At 68.0% G+C, this 22931-nt stretch carries 19 protein-coding genes and 3 tRNA genes; 14 read left to right on the top strand and 8 right to left on the bottom strand.

The window, feature by feature from the left end; all coding sequences use genetic code 11:
- The first annotated feature begins 12 nt into the window (after nucleotides 1–12).
- On the top strand, nucleotides 13–1062 hold the full coding sequence (gene lplAB, locus HD592_RS08105; RefSeq protein WP_184453200.1) for a lipoate-protein ligase LplAB: 1050 nt from the start codon (nucleotides 13–15) through the stop codon (nucleotides 1060–1062).
- A 37-nt stretch (nucleotides 1063–1099) separates the two neighbouring features.
- Here the strand turns inward: lplAB and HD592_RS08100 are convergent, their stop codons facing one another.
- A complete protein-coding gene (locus HD592_RS08100) occupies nucleotides 1100–2839 on the bottom strand; it encodes an SWIM zinc finger family protein (RefSeq protein ID WP_184453198.1) in 1740 nt (579 codons plus the stop codon).
- A 10-nt stretch (nucleotides 2840–2849) separates the two neighbouring features.
- Nucleotides 2850–3548, bottom strand: coding sequence for a YggS family pyridoxal phosphate enzyme (locus HD592_RS08095; protein ID WP_184453195.1), 699 nt, complete (start codon nucleotides 3546–3548; stop codon nucleotides 2850–2852).
- A gap of 173 nt (nucleotides 3549–3721) precedes the next feature.
- Here HD592_RS08095 and HD592_RS08090 point away from each other — a divergent pair, with 173 nt between their 5' ends.
- Nucleotides 3722–4111, top strand: coding sequence for a YccF domain-containing protein (locus tag HD592_RS08090; RefSeq protein ID WP_184453194.1), 390 nt, complete (start codon nucleotides 3722–3724; stop codon nucleotides 4109–4111).
- Complete coding sequence (gene ybaK / locus HD592_RS08085) at nucleotides 4111–4620, top strand: Cys-tRNA(Pro) deacylase (RefSeq protein WP_184453192.1); 510 nt, start codon at nucleotides 4111–4113, stop codon at nucleotides 4618–4620. Before HD592_RS08090 ends, ybaK begins: the two co-directional genes overlap by 1 nt.
- Here ybaK and HD592_RS08080 read toward each other — a convergent pair.
- The 4 genes from HD592_RS08080 to HD592_RS08065 all read right to left on the bottom strand — a co-directional run bounded on the left by HD592_RS08080 (nucleotide 4611) and on the right by HD592_RS08065 (nucleotide 9850).
- Complete coding sequence (locus HD592_RS08080) at nucleotides 4611–5966, bottom strand: CapA family protein (RefSeq protein ID WP_184453190.1); 1356 nt, start codon at nucleotides 5964–5966, stop codon at nucleotides 4611–4613. The genes ybaK and HD592_RS08080 overlap by 10 nt on opposite strands.
- Before the next feature lie 170 nt (nucleotides 5967–6136).
- Nucleotides 6137–6343, bottom strand: a complete 207-nt coding sequence (locus HD592_RS08075; RefSeq protein ID WP_184453188.1) for a hypothetical protein — start codon at nucleotides 6341–6343, stop codon at nucleotides 6137–6139.
- A gap of 83 nt (nucleotides 6344–6426) precedes the next feature.
- Nucleotides 6427–7179 (bottom strand): GIY-YIG nuclease family protein, encoded by a 753-nt coding sequence (locus HD592_RS08070; protein ID WP_184453186.1) that lies wholly within the window; start codon nucleotides 7177–7179, stop codon nucleotides 6427–6429.
- Nucleotides 7180–7186: 7 nt separating this feature from the next.
- Nucleotides 7187–9850 (bottom strand): DEAD/DEAH box helicase, encoded by a 2664-nt coding sequence (locus HD592_RS08065; RefSeq protein ID WP_184453184.1) that lies wholly within the window; start codon nucleotides 9848–9850, stop codon nucleotides 7187–7189.
- Between the two features lie 181 nt (nucleotides 9851–10031).
- Between HD592_RS08065 and HD592_RS08060 the strand changes: the two genes are divergently transcribed.
- The 5 genes from HD592_RS08060 (at nucleotide 10032) to HD592_RS08040 (ending at nucleotide 15667) form a co-directional block, all read left to right on the top strand.
- A complete protein-coding gene (locus tag HD592_RS08060) occupies nucleotides 10032–11510 on the top strand; it encodes an alanine/glycine:cation symporter family protein (protein WP_184453182.1) in 1479 nt (492 codons plus the stop codon).
- A 142-nt stretch (nucleotides 11511–11652) separates the two neighbouring features.
- Nucleotides 11653–12426: a fumarylacetoacetate hydrolase family protein gene (locus HD592_RS08055; protein WP_184453180.1), complete on the top strand. Its 774-nt coding sequence runs from the start codon at nucleotides 11653–11655 to the stop codon at nucleotides 12424–12426.
- Nucleotides 12423–13217 (top strand): fumarylacetoacetate hydrolase family protein, encoded by a 795-nt coding sequence (locus tag HD592_RS08050; protein WP_184453178.1) that lies wholly within the window; start codon nucleotides 12423–12425, stop codon nucleotides 13215–13217. Before HD592_RS08055 ends, HD592_RS08050 begins: the two co-directional genes overlap by 4 nt.
- Before the next feature lie 151 nt (nucleotides 13218–13368).
- A complete protein-coding gene (locus tag HD592_RS08045) occupies nucleotides 13369–14853 on the top strand; it encodes a purine-cytosine permease family protein (RefSeq protein ID WP_246430004.1) in 1485 nt (494 codons plus the stop codon).
- A gap of 1 nt (nucleotide 14854) precedes the next feature.
- The gene (locus HD592_RS08040) at nucleotides 14855–15667 is read left to right on the top strand and encodes a purine-nucleoside phosphorylase (RefSeq protein ID WP_184453176.1); all 813 of its coding nucleotides are present in this window, start codon (nucleotides 14855–14857) and stop codon (nucleotides 15665–15667) included.
- Between the two features lie 171 nt (nucleotides 15668–15838).
- Here HD592_RS08040 and HD592_RS08035 read toward each other — a convergent pair whose 3' ends face one another.
- The gene (locus HD592_RS08035) at nucleotides 15839–17023 is read right to left on the bottom strand and encodes an aminotransferase class I/II-fold pyridoxal phosphate-dependent enzyme (protein ID WP_184453174.1); all 1185 of its coding nucleotides are present in this window, start codon (nucleotides 17021–17023) and stop codon (nucleotides 15839–15841) included.
- 115 nt (nucleotides 17024–17138) lie between these two features.
- Between HD592_RS08035 and gltX the strand changes: the two genes are divergently transcribed.
- The 4 genes from gltX (at nucleotide 17139) to HD592_RS08015 (ending at nucleotide 19438) form a co-directional block, all read left to right on the top strand.
- A complete protein-coding gene (gene gltX / locus HD592_RS08030) occupies nucleotides 17139–18644 on the top strand; it encodes a glutamate--tRNA ligase (protein WP_184453172.1) in 1506 nt (501 codons plus the stop codon).
- A 501-nt stretch (nucleotides 18645–19145) separates the two neighbouring features.
- A tRNA-Gln gene (locus HD592_RS08025) sits at nucleotides 19146–19217 on the top strand.
- Nucleotides 19218–19246: 29 nt separating this feature from the next.
- Nucleotides 19247–19319, top strand: a tRNA-Glu gene (locus tag HD592_RS08020).
- Between the two features lie 46 nt (nucleotides 19320–19365).
- Nucleotides 19366–19438: transfer RNA gene (locus HD592_RS08015), tRNA-Glu, on the top strand.
- Between the two features lie 423 nt (nucleotides 19439–19861).
- On the opposite strand, the gene HD592_RS08010 is transcribed toward HD592_RS08015, so the two are convergent.
- Nucleotides 19862–20596, bottom strand: a complete 735-nt coding sequence (locus HD592_RS08010) for an IclR family transcriptional regulator (RefSeq protein WP_184453170.1) — start codon at nucleotides 20594–20596, stop codon at nucleotides 19862–19864.
- Between the two features lie 124 nt (nucleotides 20597–20720).
- Between HD592_RS08010 and leuC the strand changes: the two genes are divergently transcribed.
- A complete protein-coding gene (gene leuC, locus HD592_RS08005) occupies nucleotides 20721–22121 on the top strand; it encodes a 3-isopropylmalate dehydratase large subunit (RefSeq protein WP_184453168.1) in 1401 nt (466 codons plus the stop codon).
- Between the two features lie 22 nt (nucleotides 22122–22143).
- A complete protein-coding gene (gene leuD, locus HD592_RS08000) occupies nucleotides 22144–22803 on the top strand; it encodes a 3-isopropylmalate dehydratase small subunit (RefSeq protein WP_184453166.1) in 660 nt (219 codons plus the stop codon).
- The last annotated feature ends 128 nt before the right edge of the window (nucleotides 22804–22931 follow it).

Raw genomic sequence — 22931 nt, 5'->3', positions numbered from 1 at the left:
ACAATGAGCGCCATGCATGGTGAGTACAAGGTTCCCGGTGGAAAGCTCGTCGTCGTCGACTGCGAGGTCGACGGCGACGCCCTCGTCGACGTCACCCTTTCGGGCGACTTCTTCCTCGATCCGGACGACGCCCTCACCCGGATGACCGCGGCTCTCGAAGGGGCGCCCGCGTCCGCCAGCGGCCAAGAGATCGCCGTCCTCGTCGAGAAGTCCCTCGTTCCCTCAGACATCCTCATGGGGATCACGCCGGCCGCGGTCGGCGTCGCCGTCCGCAGGGCACTCGGCCACGCTCTGTCCTGGGACGACATCGACTTCGAGGTGATCCACGGGCCCGTCGTCGACCCGATGGTGAACGTCGCGATGGACGAGACACTCGTCGAGGACGTCGCCGCGGGGCGTCGCAAGCCCTTCATGCGCCTGTGGGAGTGGAACGCCCCTCAGGTCGTCATCGGCTCCTTCCAGTCGTATCAGAACGAGATCCAGCCCGAGGGGCAGAAGAAGCACGGGATCATGGTGTCCCGCCGCGTCACCGGCGGCGGCGCGATGTTCATGGAGCCCGGCAACTGCGTCACCTACTCCCTCGTCATCCCCACGGCCCTCGTCGAAGGGATGAGCTTCGAGCAGTCCTACCCCTTCCTCGACCAGTGGGTGATGGAGGTCCTCGAAAAGGTCGGGATCAAGGCGAAGTACGTGCCGCTCAACGACATCGCCTCCGAGGTCGGTAAGATCGGCGGCGCCGCGCAGAAGCGCTGGTCGAACGGCTACATGGTCCACCACGTGACGATGGCCTACGACATCGACGCCGAGAAGATGAACGAGGTCCTGCGCATCGGCATGGAGAAGATCCGCGACAAGGGCACCCGCTCAGCGGTCAAACGCGTCGACCCGATGCGCTCGCAGACGGGTCTTCCGCGCGAGCAGATCCTCGACGCCTTCTACGACCACTTCAAGGAGAAGTACCACGCGACTCCCGGCGAGATCACCGCCGAGGACATCGCGGTCGCCGAGGAGCGCTGCCGGACGAAGTTCGCGACGCCGGAATGGACCTACCGGATCCCCTGACGGATCCTTCCCCTCTGGCCGACGGATAACCCGCCGGTCAGAACCCGGCCCGGTCGAGCGCTTCGAGGAGCCTCGGCCGGTTCGTGTATTCGGAGCGGATACGACTTACGAGTTCCTCGACCTGCACGAGCTGCGCGGGATCGAGGCGCTTCGCCTCCTTCGCCATCGCCTTCAGGCGCTTGACGACCTCGGCCGCGCCCTCGCGTCCCGCCTTCTGCTTCGGCGACTCGAGCACCCAAGGACGGAAGAGGGCGACGGCCTCGGCGGCGTGGTCGGGGCCGCTCGCCGCGACGAGGTCCCGCCATGTGTAGCCCGCGCCCCAGCCCTTCGCGTACTCCCAGGCGCGCTCGACGTCGCCCTCGTGGAGGGCGAGGGCGATCGGCTTCTCGCCGGTCGTGCGAACGGCCCTCTCGGCGAGGTCGACGGCCCAGGCGCGCATCTGCTCGGCGACTCCGAGTTCCTTGCCGGCGCGCAGGACCCGGTCGAAGTCGGGCGGGTCGAGACGATACGAGAAGACGAGCTTCGCGACGTCGAGGGCTTCTTCGCCGCGTCCGTCGTTCAGGTAGAGGCCGACCATCGTGTCGACGTTCATCGGGAGGACGAGGGGATTGAAGGCGCGCCGCGCGATCTGGGCGTCCATCCTGGCGCGGGCGCGGTCGACCCAGCTCATCGCCTCGCGCTCGCGCTTCGCGGTCATGAGGCGCGAGACGATCGCGTCGAAGTCGATGTGTTCGGTCTCCGAGAGGATCGCGACGGCGGCGTCGACGTCGCCGTCGAGATCGGCGAGTTCAAGTCGGAGTCCGCGGATCGTCGACGCGCGGAAGTCGTACCCCTCCGCCGGATGGGCGAGCGACTCCGCGTGCGCCTTCTCGATCGCCTTCCGATACGCGGCAAGCCCCTTCTCGTCGAGCGCCCCGGCGAGCTCTCCGAGAGACGGCTCCGGCCAGCCGGGGGACTCGAGCTGGAACTTCGCGAACCACTTGCCGAGGACCGCGCCGTGCGGACCTGAGTCGTGAAGCGCGCGGGCGTAGACCTCCCACGCGTACTGGCATGAACTGCCGAAGGCCCCCGCGGAATCGTCGACGTTCGAGAAGAGCATCTTCTGCATCCGGAGCAGGGTCTTGCGCGCGAGCGGGAGGACCTCCTTCGCGTAGCCGTGCTCGCGAAGAGCATCGATCTGCTCGATGAAGGCGTCGGCCTCTCGGGCGAAGTCCATCGCCTCCCTCCAGTCGATGCCGCGCCGCGTGGAGAGGAGGGAGGAATAGGTCTGGTCGAGCAGATCGAGGACGTCGCCGATGTCTCCGGCCGCGATCGATGCGGTGCGCATGAGGGCGGTCATCGCCTCGTCGGAGTAGCCGGCCAAGTCGAGGACGAGGCGTTCGAGGGAGGCGCGGTCGAGGGACTCGATATAGGAGCGGACCTGATCGGGCGTCGCGGAACCCACCTCCGTCGCTGCGCCGTCGGGAGACCCCGAGGGGGCGGATCCGTCGCCGTCGAGGACCTCGAGGGCCGCGAGCCCGACCGCGACGAGGTGCTTGCAGAAGAAGCCCGAGTCGAAGTGCAGGCACGTGCACCGGGCGTCGAACGCTCCCTCCTCCTCCCACAGGAGCTCTACGGCGTAGGGGTGCGTGCCCGTGACGATCGCGCTCGCGCTCGTGGCCCCGATGTCGAGTCCGACGACGCGGTCGACGTAGCGCTTGCCGCGCGCGAAGACGACGTCGCCGGCGGAGAGCCTGAGGGCGGTTTCGCTCAATCCTGGGTGGGGCGCAGTGCTCATCGGGTTCTCCTCAGACTCGCGGGGCGCGGGGTCCGAAGACCGCCGTCCCGATGCGGACGAGGGTCGCGCCCTCGTCGATCGCCCACTCGAGGTCGTTCGACATGCCCATCGACAGCGCAAGGCCGCCGATCCCGGTCGCGACCTCGGCGTCGTCGCGGATGCGGCGCAGGAGCGCGTAGGCGGCGCGCACGTCCTTCTCGACGGGGGAATTGAGGCCGACCGTCATGAAGCCCTCGAGATCGAGGTTCGTCGAGCCGACGACAGCGTCGACGAGGGCGACGACCTCCGTCGGTGCGCACCCGTGCTTCGAGGATTCGCCAGAGACGTTGACCTCGACGAGGACGGGGAGGCGCCGGTCGAGTCGCGCGTCGAGCTTGGCGACGAGGCCGGGGGAGTCGATCGACTCGATGGCGTCGACGCAGGCGAGGGCCTGATTGATCTTGTTCGACTGGAGCGGGCCGATGAGGCGGATCGAGGCGCCCTCGACCTCGCGGATCGCGGCGGCGGTGTCGCGCGCCTCCTGGACGCGGTTGTGCCCGAGGAGGATCGGGCGGCCGAAGTCCTTGAGGCATTGCGCGGCCTCGCGGCACTCCTCGGGCGTCCGGGTCTTCACGGCGAGCTCAAGGTCCACCTCACCCGAGCGTCCGACGGCGTCGGCGGCCGACTCGATACTCTCGAGCACACGCTCGATCCCTTCGCGAATCGTCATGGTCCGATCCTACGGCCCCGACGTCGACCGGGTTCAGGGAGAGCCGAGAGCGGCCCGCGGGATCGGGTCGAATCAGGGGAGGATCGGGGGACGCCGATGAGCGGAGAGAGCGGCGGCGAGAGATAATTGAGGGTTCCGGCGACCGCCGGCATCGCCTCTTCAAGGAGAACGCATTGCGCACCCTGCTCAACATCATCTGGTTCCTCTTCGGAGGGTTCTGGCTGTGGTTGGCGTACATCTTCTTCGGCGTCCTCGCCTGCCTCTTCGTCGTGACGATCCCCGCGGGCGTCGCGTGCTTCCGCATCGCCCAGTACGTCGTCTGGCCCTTCGGGAAGCGCGTCGTCGAACTGCCGACCGCCGGCGCGGGCTCGGCCCTCATGAACGTCGTGTGGTTCTTCGTCGCCGGCCTCTGGCTCGCGATCGGGCATGTCGCGACGGCCCTCGCGCAGTCCCTGACGATCGTCGGCATCCCCGTCGCGATCGCGAACATCATGATGATTCCCGTGACGTGCTTCCCCTTCGGGAAGGCCGTCGTCACCGACCCGACCGCCTCGATCCTCTGATGGCGAAGAAGAAGCACGACGAGCACGGCTCGGGGCCGACCCGCGCCATCGAGGCCCTGACCGCCGCGGGCGTCGACTTCGAGGTCCTCGAGTACGAGCACTCGGCCCGCGCCCGCGCCTTCGGCGCGGAGACCGTCGAGAAGCTCGGCGTCGATCCCGCCGCGACCTTCAAGACGCTGATGGTGCGCACGACGCCCGAGGAGTACGTCTTCGGCATCATCCCAGTCCTCTCCCACCTCTCGATGAAGCTCATCGCGAAGGCGGCGGGCGCGAAGTCCGCCGAGATGGCCGACCCGAAGGTCGCCGAGCGGCGCACGGGCTACGTCGTCGGCGGGATCTCCCCGCTCGGGCAGACGACGCCGCATCGGCTCTTCATCGACGAGTCGTGCCTCGACCACGAGGAGCTCATCGTCTCGGGCGGCAGGCGCGGCCTGTCGGTGAGGCTCTCGCCCCTCGACTTCCTCGAGGTCTCGGGCGCCGAGGTCGCGCCGCTCACCGCTCAGGAATAGGCGGGCGCCCTTCGGCGCTGGCACGCCTGAGGCGAAGCTCCGCGCTCGCGGCCGATCAGCCCTCTTCGAGACAGACCCGTGGCGGGCGGCGCGCCCGGACCCGGATCCTCGCTCATCGGCGGAGCCTCGGGCACGCCGAGCGAGAAGACGACGTCGTGCGTGACGGCAAGGGCCGTCTCGAGGTCGGCGGCGACCCCCTCGCCCGCGCCGAGAGCCGAGGTCACGTGCCGAAGAAGCGGCGTCTGACCCGTCCAGTACGAATCCATGAGCGTCGGAATGTAATGCGCGCGGGCGACCGCGAACCCGCCGCCCGGCTGTTCGACGAAGGTGAAGCGCGCCGTCACGCCCTCATGAGAGCGCCGGTAGTCGACCGGGGGAGTGGCGATCATGTTCCCGAGCCCGTAGACGACCCACTTCCCGTTGACGATCGCCCAGGGCTGGACGACGTGCACGTGGTGGCCGTAGACGAGGTCAATGGCGTCCGATGCGGTGAGCGCCTCGGAGAGCTCGATCTGCTGGGCGTTCGGCTCGGCGACGTACTCCTCGCCGGCGTGGACGGCAGCGAGGACGATGTCGGCTCCGGCGGCCTTCGCCGCCTCGGCCCGGGCGATCATGTCGGCGGCGTCGAGCATCGCGACCGACCATTCGCGCCCCTCCGGAAGGGGGATCCCGTTCGTCGAGTACGTGCCGGAGACGACCGCGATCCTCACGCCCTCGGCGGTCGTGGAGATCGTGGGCATCGCGCGCTCCTCGGGGCTGCGGAAGGTGCCGGTGTGGAGGACGCCGACCTCGTCGAATTCCCGCAGCGTCGTCTCGATCCCGGCGAATCCGCGGTCGATCGAATGATTCGACGAGGTCGTGCACAGGTCCCATCCGGTCTCCGCGATCGCCGGGGCGACCTCTTGCGGCGCGCCGAAGACGGGGTAGCCCGAGGGGGTCTGGTCGTCGGGGGAGAGAGGGACCTCCTCGTGACAGATCGCGAGGTCGGCGCCCTCGATGACGGGGCGCATCCCGGCGAACAGTTCGGAGAAGTCGTAGGGGAGGCGACCGGTCCGGGCTCCGACCGCCGCCGTGGTCTCCCACAGCCCCGAGTGCCAGAGGAGATCGCCGCTCATCACCACCGTCGCCGTGCGCGAGGGCGCGGGTTCGGGTTCCGGCTCGGACGTCGCGGACTGGGGGACGAGGGCGGGGCCGGGCTCGGAGGCGTCGGATCGGCCCTCGGATGCGGAGGGAGCCCCGTCCGGTGCGAGGGACGGGGTGCAGGCCACCATGAGGGCGCCCGTCGCGAGGACGAGCGGGAGGCCGCGCGCGAGACGGCCTCGGAGATTCCGTCCGTGCCGGGTCACGGGCCCATGGTATCGGGGCTCACCTGTTGTGCGATACGTCCCGCCGGGCGGCCCGGTTTCGAACGCGGATTCTGCGACTCCTCCCCTAGAACATCTGCAATTCCTCCCCTAGGAGGTCTGCAATTCCTCCCCTAGGAGCTAGTCGTCGCAGGTGACGAGGACTTTCTATGTCATTCGACAGGGTCGTCGTACGCGATGAGGATCTCCTCGTAGGCGCGTCGGGCGAGTTCGGGGGAATGCCACCGCTTGAACATCGATGACGGTCCCTTGCGCATGAGCGCGAGGCTCGTTCGTCGCACCGCCGACTGCATGAACGCGATGTCCATGAGCTCAGGCAGAAGGCCGACGGGCACGGTGATCTGATCCATCCACGTCATGGGGTACTCGACTCGGTCAGCCGCGGCGATCCACCCGAAGTCCTCGTTGGGAACTGCGGGGTTCCACTCGCCCTCGTCGGTGATCAGAGTTCCCGGGAGAAGATTGAGACGTGAGCACGGCGTCCTCGTCCACACGGGCCCCTGTCCCAGCTCCTCATCCCATCGCGGAATATAGAGAAGCTCGAGGGATCCCGCGTTGAGCGTTGCGAAACGACCGCCCGAGGTTCTCGGATAGTCGCTGATCGTCCAATACTCCCTCTCGAGGTCGACGACCTGGGGAATGGTGTCGAGTACGGCAGCGAGATCCGCGACGACGGCATCCGCGATGGTCCGTTCTCGGCCCCCTCATTGAACGCCCACAATGCTCGTCCTTCTCGTTCGGTGAAGAGTCGCGGCTCGGAGCCTTGCGGCCGGTGCGCCGCGGATTCGATGGCCGGGAGGTCGTGAGTTCCGCCGCCTGTCGACCAGTGCTCCTGCTGGAGGGGCGGGATCCAGTGATCGAGTGCGCTCGCTCCCGCGAAGTCGAAGTTCCAGGTCTTGTTCCTCAGAAGGTGACCGAGCGCGCGTTGCTGGGCGATCGTCTCCCTCTCGACTCGGGTGAGGTCGCCCTCGTCAATGCGTTGGAATTCGACGCCGACGATGTCCGTCCACGGCGGGTGATGCCGTCCCCCGTGGCGATGCGTCGCGAAGCGATGGGTGAAGTCGATCGTCTGGCCGACGTAGCGCTCGCCGTTCGCGAAGACGAGGACGTAGATGCCGCGCGCGCCGGAGCGGAAGATCGGAGCGACGCTCTCGAGTTCGCGAACGTCGTACGCGAACCGCGTCTCGCCGGTCATCGGGCAATCACCGCGGCCCGACGTCGAGGATCCGCAGATCGACGCTCCCGCGCCGATCGGACTCGGTGAGGTCGACGAGCGCGACGATGCGCCAATCTCCATCGCCGTTCGGGTCGAGGAGCGTCTGCGTCGCGAGCCAGTAGCGGCCCGACGCCGCGTCGACGTCCGCGCCATTGGCGGCCAGGTCCGCCTGCGAGGGCGACTCGTCGAGGGCGCTAAGGGACGCGGAGCGCGCCGCCTGATCGATGCCGATCCAGTCGTACTCGGCCCAGTAGCGGCCGAGGACCTCGTCCCACTTCGACTCGTCCCAGCCGGAAGCCCCGTCCTCGCGCCCGAGGGCCTCGACGGCGTCGCGGCTCATGAGCTCGACGCGGTGGAAGAGCGCCGTCCGCACTGCGGTGCGCAGGGCGTGGAGGTTCGCCGTGAAGGAGACCGTCCCGTCCTCGTCGGCGCCGTAGGCGAGTTCGGAGCCGACGGTCTGCGCATCGGCGGAGATCTCACGGCCCTCGGCGAGCGCCTCCCACTCGTCGAGGAGGGACGAGTCGACCGCGCGAATGAGGGCGCCCAGCCAGGAGATGATCGCCTCGACCTCCGGGGTCATCGCCGAATCGGGGATCACCTGGCGCATCGCCCGGTAGACGTCGGTGAGGTAGCGGAGGACGACGCCCTCAGAGCGCCCGACGTCGTAGCGGGAGACGAGCTCGGTGAAGGTCATCGCATTCTCGACCATCTCCCTGACGACCGACTTCGGGGAGATCTCGAGCGAACCGACCCAGGGATTCGCCCGCACATAGGTCGCGAAAGCCGACTCGAGGAGTTCAGCCAGCGGCCGGGGCCAGGTGACCTCCTCCAAGGCCTCCATCCGGTCCTCGTAGTCGAGGCCCTCGGCCTTCATCGCGTTCACGGCCTCACACTTGGCCGCATACCGCTGGGCGTACAGCAGGGGCCTGGGATCCTCGAGGACGGACTCGACGACCGAGACGACATCGAGGGCGAAAGTCGGCGACTCCGGATCCAGGAGCTCCATCGCCGCCAGAGCGAAGGGGGAGAGGGGCTGATTGAGAGCGAACTCATCGGGCAGGTCCGTGGCGGCGCGCAGACGGGGCAGGCCGTCTAGGGCGGCTTGCTCGGAGGACACGTGCTCGACGACGCCGGCGGCGCGCATCGAGGAATAGATCTCCCCGAGGCGGCGCAGATGCGGATTCGCGGCCGTCACGGGATCGTCGTTGTTCCTCGCGAGATCGACGAGGTGCTCGCCCGGATCCCGATTCGCGGTGCCCGCACCCGCGAGGACGTTGAGCACCATCGCGTGCGTCAAGCCGAAATGAGAACGGAGCTGCTCGGGCGACTCGGCGACGAGACGATCGAAAGTCCCCTTCGTCCACGAGATCGTCCCCTCGGCCGGACCCCTGCGCTTCTTCGCCTGCTTCTTCTTCGCGCGTTTGAGATCGCGGGCGTCCCTCGCCGCTTCTTTCGCCGCGGTCAAACGCGCGCGCTCGCGGGCGGCCTCGACTTCATGCTCGGGAGCGAGCACCCGGACGAAACCGACCGTGTCGAAGCCCGCGCGCCCCGCGCGCCCCGCGATCTGATGGAATTCGCGTGCGGACAGGTGCCGCATCCGCTCGCCGTCGAACTTGACGAGCGAACTGAGCAGCACGGTGCGGATCGGGACGTTGATGCCGACACCGAGGGTGTCGGTCCCGCAGACGATCGGAAGGAGGCCCTGCTGGGTGAGGCGCTCGACGAGCCTGCGATAGCGGGGGAGCATCCCCGCGTGATGAACGCCGATCCCCTGCGACAGCAGCGAGCGGAGCGTCTGGCCGAACCCGCGCCCGAAGGAGACCCCCCGAAGCTCCTTCGCGATCCGCTCCTTCTTCTCGGCGTCGATGAGTTTCGCCTTGTCGAAGGACTGCGCTGTCTCGACCGCGTCCTTCTGGGCGAAATGCACGATGTAGACGGGCCAACGGCCCTCCTTCAAGAGGCGTTCAACCGTGTCGGGCAGGCGGTCGACGACGTATTCGAACTCGAGAGGGACGGGGCGCTCGGCATCATCGACCAGGGCGGCATCGCGGCCGGTCCGCTCCTTCCACGCCTTCTCGAAACGCGAGGTGTCCCCGAGGGTCGCCGACATCGCGACGAATTGCGCCTTCTTCAGTTCGAGCAGCGGCACCTGCCACGCCCACCCGCGCTGAGGATCGCCGTAGAAATGGAACTCGTCCATGACGATCATGTCCGCGTCCAGATTCGCCCCTTCCCGCAGCGCCTGGTTCGCGAGGATCTCCGCCGTGCAGCAGATGATCGGAGCCGCCGCGTTCAAGGACACGTCGCCGGTCACCATCCCGACGTTGTCGGCGCCGAACAGGGCGACGAGGTCGAAGAACTTCTCGGATACGAGGGCCTTCAGCGGAGCCGTGTAGTAGGAGCGGCCGCCGTGCGCCATCGAGACGAAATGAGCGGCGAGGGCGATCATCGACTTGCCCGAACCCGTCGGCGTGGCCGCGATGACGTGCTTGCCGTCGAGGATCTCGAGGAAAGAGTCGTCCTGGTGGGGGTAGAGAGGCCTGCCCGTCGACTCCGCCCACGAGGAGAAGGCCGTGTACAGGGCGTCGGCGTCGTCGAGGAGTCCATCGTCCTCGAGGTCGTCGAGCAGGGAGTTGAGCGGAGCCGTCATGCCTCCATTATCCCGGATCGCGGGTGCCCACTCGGGTACCTGTCCGAGCGTGCGGGCCGGAACCTCCATTATCCCGGATCGCGGGTGCCCACTTGGTGGATCCGCGGGGAAGGGCCGCCTGAGTTGTGACATCCTGTGCGGGTCCCGGAAGGAGCCGCTTGCGGCGAGGAAGGAGAACGACGTGGAGGATCTTGCGAATGGAATCCTGACGGTCGCGGACTGGCTCACCCTTCACGTCACCGTGTGGGTGCTCGTCGGCACCGGCCTGTTCCTCACGGTCGCCTCTCGCGGCCTCCAGCTGCGCCATTTCGGAACGATGATCCGCACCGTGACGGGGTCCCGCCAGGGCGCCAAGGGCGGGATCTCCTCCTTCCAGGCCTTCACGATCTCCCTGGCCGCCAGGGTCGGCGTCGGCAACGTCTTCGGCGTCGCGGCGGCCCTCCTCATGGGCGGGCCCGGCGCGATCTTCTGGATGTGGGTCGTCGCCCTGGTCGGCATGGCGACCGCCTTCTTCGAGGCCACCCTCGCGCAGATCTTCAAGGTCCGCGCCGGCGACGGTTCCTTCCGCGGCGGCCCCGCCTACTACATCAAACTCGGCATGAAGAACAGGGTCCTCGCCTCGGTCTTCGCGATCATCACGGTCGTCACCTGCGCCTTCGTCATCACCTCCGTCCAGTCGAACGCGATCGCGGGCACCCTGCTGTCCGCCCTCGGCGACACCGGGACCACGCCGGTGCTCTGGGGCCTGTCCCAGGCGCAGCTCATCATCGCGGCCCTCCTCTTCGTCTTCTCCGCGATGGTGATCTTCGGCGGCATCCGCACGGTCGCGCGCGTCACCGAGTGGATGGCCCCGATCATGGCGACGATCTACGTCATCATGGTCGCGATCATCGTCATCATGAACATCGGCCAGTTCGGCGCCGTCCTCAGTCAGATCCTCGAGGGCGCCTTCGCCCCCGAACCCCTCGTCGGGGGCCTGGGAGGCGGCATCCTCGCGGCGCTCATCAACGGCACGAAGCGCGGCCTCTTCTCCAACGAGGCGGGCCAGGGCACGGCTCCCAACGCGGCCGCAACGGCGACCCTGCCCCATCCGGTCAGCCAGGGCATGATCCAATCGCTCGGCGTGTTCATCGACACGATCGTGGTCTGCACGGCGACCGCCTTCGTCATCCTCATCGCAGGCCCCGAGGTGTGGGGCGCCGAGGGCGTGAACCCCGCGAATCTCACGAGCCTGGCCGTCGCCGAGGAACTCGGCGCCTGGACCATCATGCCGATGGCCGTCCTCATCTTCGTGCTCGCCTATTCGTCGATCATCGCCGCTTACGTGTACTCCGAGACGAACATGACCTTCGTGACCGACTCCAAGGCGGCCACCTGGGCGGTGCGGATCATCTCGGTTGCCTCGGTCGTCATCGGCGCCCTCACATCCCTCGATCTCGTGTGGAACACGGTCGATATCGCGATGGCGATCATGACGCTGACGAACCTCGTCGCCCTGCTCGTCCTGTCGAAGTGGGGACTCGGGGCGCTGCGTGATTTCGAGAAGCAGCGCAAGGCAGGGATCGAGGCGCCTGTCTTCGTCGGTGTCTCCAACCCGCTTCTCCCCGGTGATGTGCCGACGGATTCCTGGGCGCCCGCGGCCGGATCCGTCAATCGATGAGGGGGACGTCGGCCTCTTGAGGCGACGGGGGCGGTGCCGGCCGGCACCGCCCCCGGGCGTTCGCCTCGACGGGCTCGAAGGCCCGCCGCCCCGATGCGATGACCGCGTGCCGATTCGCCGCCGCGCGCACTAGGCTGGCCGCATGAGAATCGTGCGCTTCTCCGATGGAGACTCCCCCCGCTACGGCGCCCTCGAGGAGGGCTCGACCCGCATCGTCGTCCTCAAGGGCGACCCGCTCTTCAACGAGATCGAACCCGACGGGCGCATCGTCGAACTCGACGAGGTCCGCCTCCTTTCACCCGTGATCCCCAGGTCGAAGGTCATCGGCATCGGCACGAACTTCGCAGATCAGGTCCGCGCCCCCGGCTCGCCCGAACCCGAGACGATGCCCCCGGTCTTCCTCAAGGCGAACACCTCCGTCATCGGCCCCGACGACCCGATCGTCCTGCCCGAATGGAGCCGGGACGTCATCTACGAGGGCGAGCTCGCCGTCGTCATCAAATCCCTCGCCAAGGACGTGCCCCTCGACGAGGTCGACCAGGTCATCCTCGGTTACACCCTGTGCAACGACGTGACCGCGCGCGATGCGATGGACGGCGGCCCCTGGCTCAAGGGCAAGTCCTTCGACACCGCCTGCCCGCTCGGCCCCTGGATCGTCGTGGACCCGAAGCTCGACGTCCAGAACCTCACGATCTCCGGCCGTGTCGGCGACGCGCACGCCTTAGGGTCAACCGCCTACATGCTCCACACGGTCCGGGAACTCGTCGCCTACTGCTCGACCCTGTTCACCCTCCTCCCCGGCGACGTCATCACGACGGGCTGCCCGGGAGTCTCCGGTCCGATCACTGACGGCGACACCGTCTCTTTCGAGATCCCCGAGATCGGCCGCCTCACGAACCCGGTGCTGCGCCGATGAGCGCCGCGGAGCGCTACCTCAGATTCCTCATCGAGGGCGAGGATGAGCCCCGTTTCGGCGTGCTGGCCGAGGGCTCCGAAGACATCCTCGAACTCGCCTCGGCGCCCTTCCCCTCCGGGGCCGTAACGACCGGTCGCGCCTACGCCCTCGACTCCGCGCGCCTTCTCGCGCCGGTGGCCGCGCCCTCGAAGATCATCGGCATCGGGAAGAACTACGCGGATCACGCGCGCGAAATGGGCGGTGAAGCCCCGGACCAGCCGGTGATCTTCCTCAAGCCGAACACCTCGATCATCGGGCCCGACGACCCCATCATCCGTCCCGCATGGTCCGACGAAGTCCACCACGAGGGCGAACTCGCCGTCGTCATCAAGACCCTCGCCAAGGACGTTCCCGTCGAAGAGGCCGACCGGGTCGTCCTCGGCTATACGATCGCGAACGACGTGACGGCGCGGGACATTCAGCGGACCGACGCGCAGTGGACGAGGGCGAAGGGCTTCGACACCGCCTGCCCGCTCGGCCCCTGGATCACCGCCGACCCCCGGCTCAACGTCGACGACCTGCGCGTGACGACGCGCGTGGACGGGCAGCCCCGCCAGGACGACACCACCGCGCACATGATCACGCCCGTCCGCGAGCTCATCTCTTACGTCTCCTCCGTCTTCACCCTCCTGCCGGGAGACGTCATCATCACCGGGACCCCGGCCGGCGTCGGCCCGATCGGAGCCGGACAACGAGTCGAAGTCGAGATCGAAGGCATCGGCGTCCTGTCCAACCCGGTCGTCGACGCCTGAGGCCCGCTCTCGGCCCGTCGGGGAAGGCGCCGACGCCGCGCACGGGAACCCCCGCCTGCTCCTGCGAGGCACGCGAGCGCCCGCCGCGGAGGTAAAATCATGCCTCCGCGGGTCCTGCGGAAAACCCGTCACCATTTGAGGAAGTAACGAAATGTCGACGACGACTTCGTCCCCGGCGCCAGGCGGCGCCGACACTGCAACTGCTGTCGAAATGGCCGGACTCGATGTCATCCCCGAGTCCCAGCGCAAAGGCCGCCCCGCCGACCTGTTCATGCCGTGGTTCGCGGCCAACATCTCGGTCCTCGGAATCTCGTGGGGCTCATGGGTCCTCGGATTCGGCATCTCCTTCATCCAGGCCGTCATCGTGTCGGTCATCGGCGTCGTCCTCTCCTTCGGGGTCTGCGGCCTCATCGCGATCGCGGGCAAGCGCGGCTCGGCCCCCACCCTCGTGCTCTCCCGAGCCGCCTTCGGCTACAACGGCAACCGGATCTCAGCGGTCATCTCATGGATCCTCACGGTCGGCTGGGAGATGTTCCTGTGCGTCATGGCCGTTCAGGCCACTGCGACCGTCATGGGCGCCCTCGGCTTCGAGAACCATCTCCTCGCGCAGATCATCGCCCTCATCCTCGTCCTCGTCCTCGCCGCCGGCTCCGGCATCCTCGGCTTCGACACGATCATGAAGGTCCAGACCTGGATCACCTGGGCGACCGCCGTCCTCACGATCATCTACCTCGTCCTCGTCTTCCCCTCGATCGATTTCGCAGCGGTCATGGCCATCCCGGCCGGCCCGGCCACCGCAGTCATCGGCGCGGGCATCATGCTCCTCGTCGGCTTCGGCTTCGGCTGGATCAACGCGGCCGCCGACTACTCGCGCTACCTGCCCCGCGCGGCGTCCACGAAGGGCGTCGTCGGCTGGACGACCTTCGGCGCGGCCCTGCCCTGCGTGATCCTTGTCTTCTTCGGCCTGCTCCTCGTCGGTTCCAACGCGGAGCTCGGCGAGGCCATCGGCGCCGACCCGATCGGCGCGCTCACGACGATCCTTCCCACCTGGTTCCTCGTCCCCTTCGCCCTCGTCGCCATCCTCGGCCTCATCGGCGGCATCGTCATGGACATCTACTCCTCGGGGCTCTCCCTCCTCGCCACCGGCCTTCCCGTGATCCGCCCGGTCGCCACCGCGATCGACGGCACGATCATGCTGGTCGGCACCGTCGTGGTCGTCTTCTTCTCCGACTCCTTCTTCGGCCCCTTCCAGGGCTTCCTCATCACCCTCGGCGTCGTGATCTCGGCCTGGGGCGGCGTCATGCTCGCCGACATCGCGCTGCGGAAGAAGGACTACGACGAGCCCTCGCTCTTCGTCGCCGACGGCCGATACGGATCGGTCAACTGGGGCGCGATCGCCTCGCTCCTCCTCGGATCCTTCGTCGGCTGGGGCCTCGTCGTCAACACCTACGCCGGATGGCTCTCGTGGCAGGGCTACTTCCTCGGCCCGCTCGGCGGACGCGAAGGCGCATGGGCCTACTCGAACCTCGGAGTCCTCGTCGCGATGATCATCGGCTTCCTCGGATACTGGCTCACCTCCGCCAAGCGCGTGCGCAACCAGGAACTCCAGCCCTCCCGCTCCTTCGAGGAGGCCTGACATGACGGCCGACCCGCGTTTCGCCGAGGCGCTCCTCGATGAGAGGACGCGCGAAGGCGCGGCCCGCCTCGCCGAGCTCACAGGCGCGGACCGCCATGACGCCCTCGTCGTCCTCGGCTCGGGCCTGGCCGGGTCCCTCGATTCCGCCGAGCGCTGGGGCGAAGCCGTCGCCCGGATGCGCCTCTCCGATCTGCCGGGCGTCCTCGCCCCGGTGGCGGACGGCCACCTCGATGAGCTGCGCTCCTACGACATCGACGGCCGACGCGTCCTCGTCGCCCTCGGCCGCACGCATCTGTACGAGGGCGCGGCCCCCGCGCAGGTGACGGCCCTCGCCCGTATCGCGGTCGCAGCCGGAATCGACCGCGCGGTGCTCGCCAATGCCAACGGGTGCCTGCGCGACTGGGAGCTCGGCGACGTCATGGCGATCCGCGACCACGTGAACCTCTCCGGGAGCTCGCCCTTCGACGGGCCCCTGTTCACCGACGTCATGGGCACGTGGGATCCCGGGTTCACGGCCCTCCTCGAGGGCGTGTGCGAACGCTCCGGCTCCTACGCGATCCTCAGGGGACCCGAGTACCAGACGATGGCGGAGACGAGGATCCTCGCCGCGCTCGGGATCGACTGCGTCGGCATGTCGACCATCATGGAGGCGATCTGCCTGCACGGCCTCGGTATCCGCGTCGCGGGGATGAGCGTCGTCTCCGACCTCTCCTTCGCCGAAGCGCCGACCGACCCGGGCGCGGTCGTGGAGGCCGCCGCCCGCGCCGGAGAAACGGTCCGGATCGGCATCGAAACGGTCCTCGCGGCCGACTGAGACGCAGCTGGCCCGAACGAAGGACGCGGGGTGCTGCGGCCATGCGGCCGCAGCACCCCGCGCTCGTGCGCGGACGCTGCTTCTCGCGCACATCCCGCACATATCCCGCGCATCCGGCACTTCTTCGCGCAGCGCCCCGTGCTCGTGCGCGGGCGGGGGCCGCAGCCCGGACTAGCGCAGGCTCGCGCCCGAGATCAGGGCGAGAGTCCGTTCGATGATGTCGGCGACGACCTCGTGCGAAGTCGCCAGATTCACCCGCGCCCACTGCGAGTAGTCGGCGCCGAGATCCTTGCCGTCGTTCACCCCGATGCCCGCCAGCTCGCGCATCGCCACTCCGGGGGAGGGCTCCAGACCAAGGCCCTCGAATCCCCACCAGGTCAGGTAGGTGCCCTCCGGCCTCGTGAAGGCGATCGGGGAATTCGCCAGGGCCTGCTCCACCGCGTCCACGTTGAGGCGGATGTAGTCGAGCACCTCGCTCTGCCATGAATCCGTCGAAGTGTAGGCCGTGATCTGCCCGATCGTGCCGATGACGCTCGCTCCGAAGGCCAGGCGCTGACCGAAGGAGTCCCAGCGCTTCGCCAAGGAATCGTCGAGGAGAATGACCTGGGCCGACGGCAGGCCCGCGATGTTCCAGCCCTTGGAGGCCGCAGTCGCGGTGACCGTCCTCGCCGCCGCGGCCTGGCTCACCCGCGCGTAGGAGATGAAGGGGAGGTCATCGAGGACGAGAGGGGAGTGGATCTCATCGGAGAAGACCAGGGCGTCCGAGCCGTTGAGCACCGCGTCGAAGGCGCGGAGCTCTGCCTCGGAGAGCACGCGCCCCGTCGGATTCCACGGGTTGCACAGGATCACGAGTCCCGCGCCGGCCTCCAGGCCCCGGCGAATCCCCTCGAGGTCGAGGGCCCAGCCCCGCCCGCCGGCGGCCCCGCCGCGCAGTGAGGGCACTTCGATCACCGGGTGGCCGAGGTCGACCGGGATCGTGAGGAAGGGCATGTACGCGGGGGTCGGCACGATCACGGGCGCGCCCTCGGGGACGAGATTCCGGATCACCGCCTCGAGCGCCGGAAGGACCGAGGCGACCAGGCGCACCTGGGCGGGCTCGAGCGACCAGCCGAAGCGCTCCGCTTGGAAGGACGCCGTTGCATCCGCAATCGCCGAGGCGAGCCACTTGGGCTGATAACCGAGCAGACCCTCATCGATCGCGGCCTTCATGGCGGCGGCGACCGCGGGCGAGGTGCCGAAGTCCATTTCAGCGACCCACGCGCCGATCGTCGGCGAACCGTCCTTGCGCGTGATCCCCGTCCACTTCAAGGTGCCCGTCCTGCGCGCCTCTTCCGGCGAGAAGATCCTCAAGGTCATCGATGCTCCTTACTCGTCCAAACGTCCACAGGCTATCCTTCGATCGTCCCAGGGGGCCAGAACCTGCCGACGAGGGCCGAACTGTCCGCTTCGGGCGAGTAGAATCGGCCGCATCATGAGTGAAACGACTGCCTCCGGCGCCGATGTGCGCGTCCGATTCTGCCCGTCCCCGACCGGAACCCCTCACGTGGGGATGGTCCGCACCTGCCTGTTCAACTGGGCGTACGCGCGCCACACAGGCGGCACCTTCGTCTTCCGCATCGAAGACACCGATGCGGCGCGCGACTCTCAGGAGTCCTTCGATCAGATCATCGACTCCCTGTCGTGGCTCGGCCTGGACTGGGATGAGGGCGTGAACAAGGGCGGGCCCCACGGCCCGTACCGCCAATCCGAGCGCATGGACATCTACAGGGACGTCGCCGCCAAGCTGCTCGAGGGCGGGTACGCCTACGAGTCCTACTCGACCCCCGCCGAGATCGAGGAGCGCCACCGCGCCAAGGGCGAGGACCCCAAACTCGGGTACGACGGATTCGACCGCGACCTCTCGGACGAGCAGATCGCCGCCTTCAAGGCGCAGGGGCGTGAACCGGTCCTGCGCATGCGGATGCCCGATGAGGACATCACCTTCACCGACCTCATCCGCGGGGAGATCACCTTCAAGGCGGGGTCGGTGCCGGATTACGTGATCGTCCGCGCGAACGGCGATCCGCTGTACACGCTCGTCAACCCGATCGATGACGCCCTGATGGAGATCACGCACATCCTCCGCGGTGAGGACCTCCTGTCGTCGACGCCGCGCCAGATCGTGCTCTACAGGGCCCTCGAGGAGCTCGGGATCGCGAAGTTCATGCCGCGCTTCGGCCATCTTCCCTACGTCATGGGGGAGGGGAACAAGAAGCTGTCCAAGCGCGACCCCGAGTCGAATCTGCTCTTGCACAAGGAGGCGGGCATGATCCCCGAGGGGCTCAACAACTACCTCGCCCTCCTCGGCTGGTCGATCGCCCCCGACCGCGACATCTTCTCTATGGCCGAGCTGGCCGAGGCCTTCGACATCTCCGCGGTCAACCCCAATCCCGCGCGTTTCGACCAGAAGAAGTGCGTGGCGATCAACGCAGAGCAGATCCGCCTGCTCCAGGGCGATGACTTCCGGGCCCGCCTCGTGCCCTTCCTCGCGCGCGAGGGCCTGGTGCCCGCCGACTCGTACGAGGAGCTCGCCGAGGGCGATCGGCGGGTTCTCGACGCCGCGGCGCCGCTCGCGCAGACGCGCATCCAGCTGCTCGGCGAGGCCGGTCCGCTCATGCGCTTCCTCTTCGTCGACGCTTCTCAGATCGCTTATGACGAGAAGGCGCTCGGCAAGCTGAAGGACACTGCGCCGGCGGTTCTCGCCAAGGCCCGCGAGGTCCTGGCCGGTCTCGAGGACTTCTCGGCCGAGGGGATCAAGCTCGCGCTCGATGAGGCCCTCGTCGAGGGGCTCGGTGTGAAGCCCCGTTTCGCCTTCGGCCCGCTCTTCGTCGCGATGACCGGATCGAACGTTTCGCTGCCGGTCGTCGATTCCATGGCGATCCTCGGACGTGATGAGGTGCTCACCCGTATCGATCGGCTCATCGAACGGTTGGGGTGATCCGGAATCGTGCTGCGGGGCGGGCCTTCGGGTCCGCCCCGCGAATGCTGTCCGGAGGGCTTCTTCGGGCGGGGCTCCGTCGATTTCGTCCTCCCTACAGGAGTGCTGTTTGGAGGGCTTGTCAGGCTTCGCCCCGCGAGTGCTGTCCGGCGATGCTGCGGGCCCTTCGGACCTCTCGCGTGTCTGGGGTGCTCGTGCCTTTGTCGGAGCGTGCGGGCCCGTCTAGAGGCGTGTGAGTCCCTTCCTGGAGTGCGTGAGCTCCAGGCGCATCGGGGCGTTTTGGTTCCCATGCGCGTCCGCGAGGGCGTCCAGAACCCCCGAAGGCGCCCAAGAGGGCCCTGGCCCTTGCCGGGAGGCGTTCTCGGGCACTTCCGGGGTGGGCTTTCCGCCCCAGGCGGGCGTGATCGGGAGCACTCTCTCTCGATTTGTCAGTGGGCATGCTGCTCGGCTAATGTCTTCTCTTGTCGCCAGCGACTCGACGGAGTCGAGGGTGATGCCCAATGGGGTATGGTGTAATTGGCAACACAGCTGATTCTGGTTCAGCCATTCTAGGTTCGAGTCCTGGTACCCCAGCGATCACAGGCATTGCTTGTGCTCATCAGGCCCCCATCGTCTAGCGGCCTAGGACGACGCCCTCTCACGGCGTTAACACCGGTTCAAATCCGGTTGGGGGTACGCAGATCGCTTCGGCGGTCGACAAACACTCGCTCGCGAGTCATACGCCCCCATCGTCTAGCGGCCTAGGACGACGCCCTCTCACGGCGTTAACACCGGTTCAAATCCGGTTGGGGGTACGAGAAAAGCGGAGGAGCCCATCGGGTTCCTCCGCTTCTCGCGTATGCGGGGGGGTGCGGGCCCGCGCGGGTGGCGACAAGTCGGACAGCGGATTACTGGTAGGCGGTCACAAGTCGGACAGAGCTGTCCCCGTGAGAAGCGGCCGTAATCGCTGACCTGCGAATACAGTCGGAGCGTCAGCTCGCTCCGTCCGAGTTGTTGTCACTCCTGGAACAGGGTGCGTCCGGGTTGGTGCCGAGGTCGGAAGGGGGTGTGTGCGGGTTGTTGCCGGGGCCGCAAGACGGCGTGTCCGACTTGTCGCCCAGAACAGAGCAGGGGCGCTCAAGCGCGAACGAGCCCGGAGCGGAGCGGGTCCATCTCTGAGCGGAACGGGTCCGTCTCCGAGAGTCCCGCCCCATCCCGAGGCGTCATTCCGAGACGCCTCAGAGCTCGACGTCCTCGACGCTGCGCAGGAAGTCCGAGAGGCGATTGGCGGCGGCGACCACCGAGGGGCCGTGCTGGCGGCCGGGCTGGCGGCCCATGCGCTCGATCGGTCCGGAGATCGACAAGGCGGCGAGGACGCGGCCCGAGGGGCCGCGGACGGGGGCCGACACGGAGGCGACGCCGGGTTCGCGCTCACCGACGGATTGGGCCCAGCCGCGCCGACGCACCTGGGAGAGCATCGTCGCATTGAAGGAGGCTCCGTAAAGCCCCCGGTGCAGACGATCGGGCTCCTCCCAGGCGAGGAGGACCTGTGCGGCCGAACCCGCCGACATCGACAAGGCGGCGCCGACCGGGATCGAGTCGCGAAGGCCCATCTCCCGTTCCGAAGCGGCGACGCACACGCGGTAGTCGCCCTGCCGGCGGAAGAGCTGGGAGGATTCCTTCGTGTGATCGCGAAGGGCCTGAAGGACGGGCATCGAGGCGGCGAGGAGCCTGTCCTCGCCGGCGGACGACGCGAGCTCCTGAAGGCGGGGGCCGAGGACGAAACGGCCCTGCATGTCGCGGGCGACCATGCGGTGATACTCGAGGGCAACCGCGAGGCGGTGCGCCGTGGGACGAGCCAGACCGGTCGTCGAGACGAGTTGGGCCAAGGTGGCGGGACCGGCCTCGAGGGCGCCGAGAACCAGCGCCGCCTTGTCCAATACGCCGACTCCGCTAGATGTCGAGTCCTCCATGCCTCAAAAGTGTGCCATCTCAGTCAGTGAGACTGCAAGTCCTCGCATTGTGGAACGATCGACGATGGTCGTGGAAGAGGGCATGACAGGTGCGACGCAGCCCTCGCATCGCAAGGGAGGAACCATGACCGGCACGATGGCCGAGAAGGTGTGGCGCGACCACATCGTGAAGAAGGGCGAGGGCGGCGCTCCCGACCTCCTCTACATCGACCTCCACCTCGTTCATGAGGTGACGAGCCCCCAGGCTTTCGAGGGCCTTCGACTCGCCGGTCGGCGCGTTCGCCGCCCGGAGCTCACGATCGCGACCGAGGATCACAACACCCCGACCCTCGACATCGACCTGCCGATCGCCGACGAGACGAGCCGCACCCAGATCCAGACCCTCCGCTCCAACGCCGAGGAATTCGGGATCCGCCTCCACTCCCTCGGCGACGCCGACCAGGGCATCGTCCACGTCGTCGGCCCTCAGCTCGGCCTCACGCAGCCCGGCATGACGATCGTCTGCGGCGATTCGCACACCTCGACCCACGGGGCCTTCGGCGCTCTCGCCTTCGGCATCGGCACCAGCCAGGTCGAGCACGTCCTCGCCACCCAGACGCTGCCACTCGCCCCCTTCAAGACGATGGCGATCACCGTCAACGGATCCCTGCCGGAGGGCTCGAGCGCGAAGGACATCATCCTCGCCGTCATCGCGAAGATCGGCACCGGCGGCGGCCAGGGCTACGTCCTGGAATACCGGGGCCGGGCCATCCGCGAGCTCTCCATGGAGGGCCGCATGACGATCTGCAACATGTCGATCGAGGCCGGCGCCCGCGCCGGAATGGTCGCCCCCGATGAGACGACCTTCGAGTACATCAAGGGGCGGCCCCACGCCCCCGAGGGCGAGGACTGGGAGCGCGCGGTCGAGTACTGGACCTCCCTGCGCTCCGATGAGGACGCCGTCTTCGACGCGGAGGTGGTCCTCGAAGCGGCCGACATCGAGCCCTTCGTCACCTGGGGCACGAACCCCGGGCAGGGCGTCCCCCTCTCCGCAGTCGTCCCCGACCCTGAGGGCATCGCCGACGAGACCCAGCGCTTCGCCGCCGAAAGGGCCCTGGAGTACATGGGACTCGAGGCCGGGACCCCGATGCGCGACATCAAGGTCGACACCGTCTTCCTCGGATCGTGCACGAACGGGCGGATCGAGGACCTGCGCGCAGCGGCGGCAGTCGTCAAGGGGCGCAAGAAGGCGGACTCGGTGCGGATGCTCGTCGTGCCCGGCTCAGCCCGCGTGCGCATCCAGGCCGAGGCCGAGGGCCTTGACGCGATCTTCACCGAATTCGGCGCCGAATGGCGCAATGCGGGCTGCTCGATGTGCCTGGCCATGAACCCCGACAAGCTCGCCGAGGGGGAGCGCTCCGCTTCGACCTCGAACCGGAACTTCGAAGGCCGTCAGGGCAAGGGCGGGCGCACGCACCTCGTCTCCCCGCTCGTCGCCGCGGCCACCGCCGTGCGCGGCACGCTGTCGAGCCCGGCCGATCTCTGAGACGACGACAAAGGAGCACATCATGGAGAAGTTCACGACCCACACCGGCGTCGGCGTTCCGCTTCGTCGTTCGAACGTCGACACCGACCAGATCATTCCCGCCGTCTACCTCAAGCGGATCACGCGCACGGGCTTCGAGGACGCGCTCTTCGCCGCATGGAGGAACGATCCCGAATTCATCCTCAACCAGGACGCCTATCGTGCGGGCTCCGTGCTCGTGGCCGGTCCCGACTTCGGTACGGGCTCCTCGCGCGAGCACGCCGTATGGGCGCTCAAGGACTACGGCTTCCGCGTCGTCCTCGCCCCGAAGTTCGCCGACATCTTCCGCGGCAACGCGGGCAAGCAGGGACTCGTCGCGGGCGTCATCTCCCAGGAGGACTGCGAGCAGCTGTGGAAGGTGCTCGAGAATGATCCGGGCACGGAGGTCACGGTCTGTCTCGAGACGAAGACCGTGAGCGCAGGGCCGGTGACCTGCTCCTTCCAGATCGACGACTACGTCCGCTGGACGCTCATGGAGGGCCTCGACGACATCGCGCTCACCCTTCGCGAAGAGGACGCCATCGCCGAGTACGAGGCGAAGCGCCCCTCCTTCAAGCCCAAGACCCTGCCCGCGAAGCACCTTCCGAAGGAAGAGGTGACGCCCGCCCGTCCGGCGGCGCTCCCCGCCCCTTCGATTCGCTGAATCATCGCGCTCCGCACGTCACGCGCCGCTCTCGCCTGTGGGGGACAAGACTCTCCTTGCTCCGCGAGGGCGGCGCGCCTTGCCCTACAGTTGAGCCCAGTGGGCCGATGAGACTACCGGCCCGTACC

It is taken from the genome of Schaalia hyovaginalis (genome assembly GCF_014208035.1).
Taxonomy (GTDB): Bacteria; Actinomycetota; Actinomycetes; order Actinomycetales; family Actinomycetaceae; genus Pauljensenia; species Pauljensenia hyovaginalis.
Note: the sequence above shows the minus strand (reverse complement) of the source record. Positions and strands in the feature narration are given on the sequence as shown.

What these genes read in the sequence shown, in the direction of transcription:
- HD592_RS08070 (WP_184453186.1), bottom strand. Translation starts at nt 7,179, where the DNA reads ATGACCGGCGAGACGCGGTTCGCGTACGACGTTCGCGAACTCGAGAGC.
- HD592_RS08075 (WP_184453188.1), bottom strand. Translation starts at nt 6,343, where the DNA reads ATGACGTGGATGGATCAGATCACCGTGCCCGTCGGCCTTCTGCCTGAG.
- leuD (WP_184453166.1), top strand. Translation starts at nt 22,144, where the DNA reads ATGGAGAAGTTCACGACCCACACCGGCGTCGGCGTTCCGCTTCGTCGT.
- HD592_RS08095 (WP_184453195.1), bottom strand. Translation starts at nt 3,548, where the DNA reads ATGACGATTCGCGAAGGGATCGAGCGTGTGCTCGAGAGTATCGAGTCG.
- HD592_RS08035 (WP_184453174.1), bottom strand. Translation starts at nt 17,023, where the DNA reads ATGACCTTGAGGATCTTCTCGCCGGAAGAGGCGCGCAGGACGGGCACC.
- lplAB (WP_184453200.1), top strand. Translation starts at nt 13, where the DNA reads ATGCATGGTGAGTACAAGGTTCCCGGTGGAAAGCTCGTCGTCGTCGAC.
- ybaK (WP_184453192.1), top strand. Translation starts at nt 4,111, where the DNA reads ATGGCGAAGAAGAAGCACGACGAGCACGGCTCGGGGCCGACCCGCGCC.
- HD592_RS08055 (WP_184453180.1), top strand. Translation starts at nt 11,653, where the DNA reads ATGAGAATCGTGCGCTTCTCCGATGGAGACTCCCCCCGCTACGGCGCC.
- HD592_RS08050 (WP_184453178.1), top strand. Translation starts at nt 12,423, where the DNA reads ATGAGCGCCGCGGAGCGCTACCTCAGATTCCTCATCGAGGGCGAGGAT.
- HD592_RS08045 (WP_246430004.1), top strand. Translation starts at nt 13,369, where the DNA reads ATGTCGACGACGACTTCGTCCCCGGCGCCAGGCGGCGCCGACACTGCA.
- HD592_RS08010 (WP_184453170.1), bottom strand. Translation starts at nt 20,596, where the DNA reads ATGGAGGACTCGACATCTAGCGGAGTCGGCGTATTGGACAAGGCGGCG.
- HD592_RS08100 (WP_184453198.1), bottom strand. Translation starts at nt 2,839, where the DNA reads ATGAGCACTGCGCCCCACCCAGGATTGAGCGAAACCGCCCTCAGGCTC.
- leuC (WP_184453168.1), top strand. Translation starts at nt 20,721, where the DNA reads ATGACCGGCACGATGGCCGAGAAGGTGTGGCGCGACCACATCGTGAAG.
- HD592_RS08040 (WP_184453176.1), top strand. Translation starts at nt 14,855, where the DNA reads ATGACGGCCGACCCGCGTTTCGCCGAGGCGCTCCTCGATGAGAGGACG.
- gltX (WP_184453172.1), top strand. Translation starts at nt 17,139, where the DNA reads ATGAGTGAAACGACTGCCTCCGGCGCCGATGTGCGCGTCCGATTCTGC.
- HD592_RS08065 (WP_184453184.1), bottom strand. Translation starts at nt 9,850, where the DNA reads ATGACGGCTCCGCTCAACTCCCTGCTCGACGACCTCGAGGACGATGGA.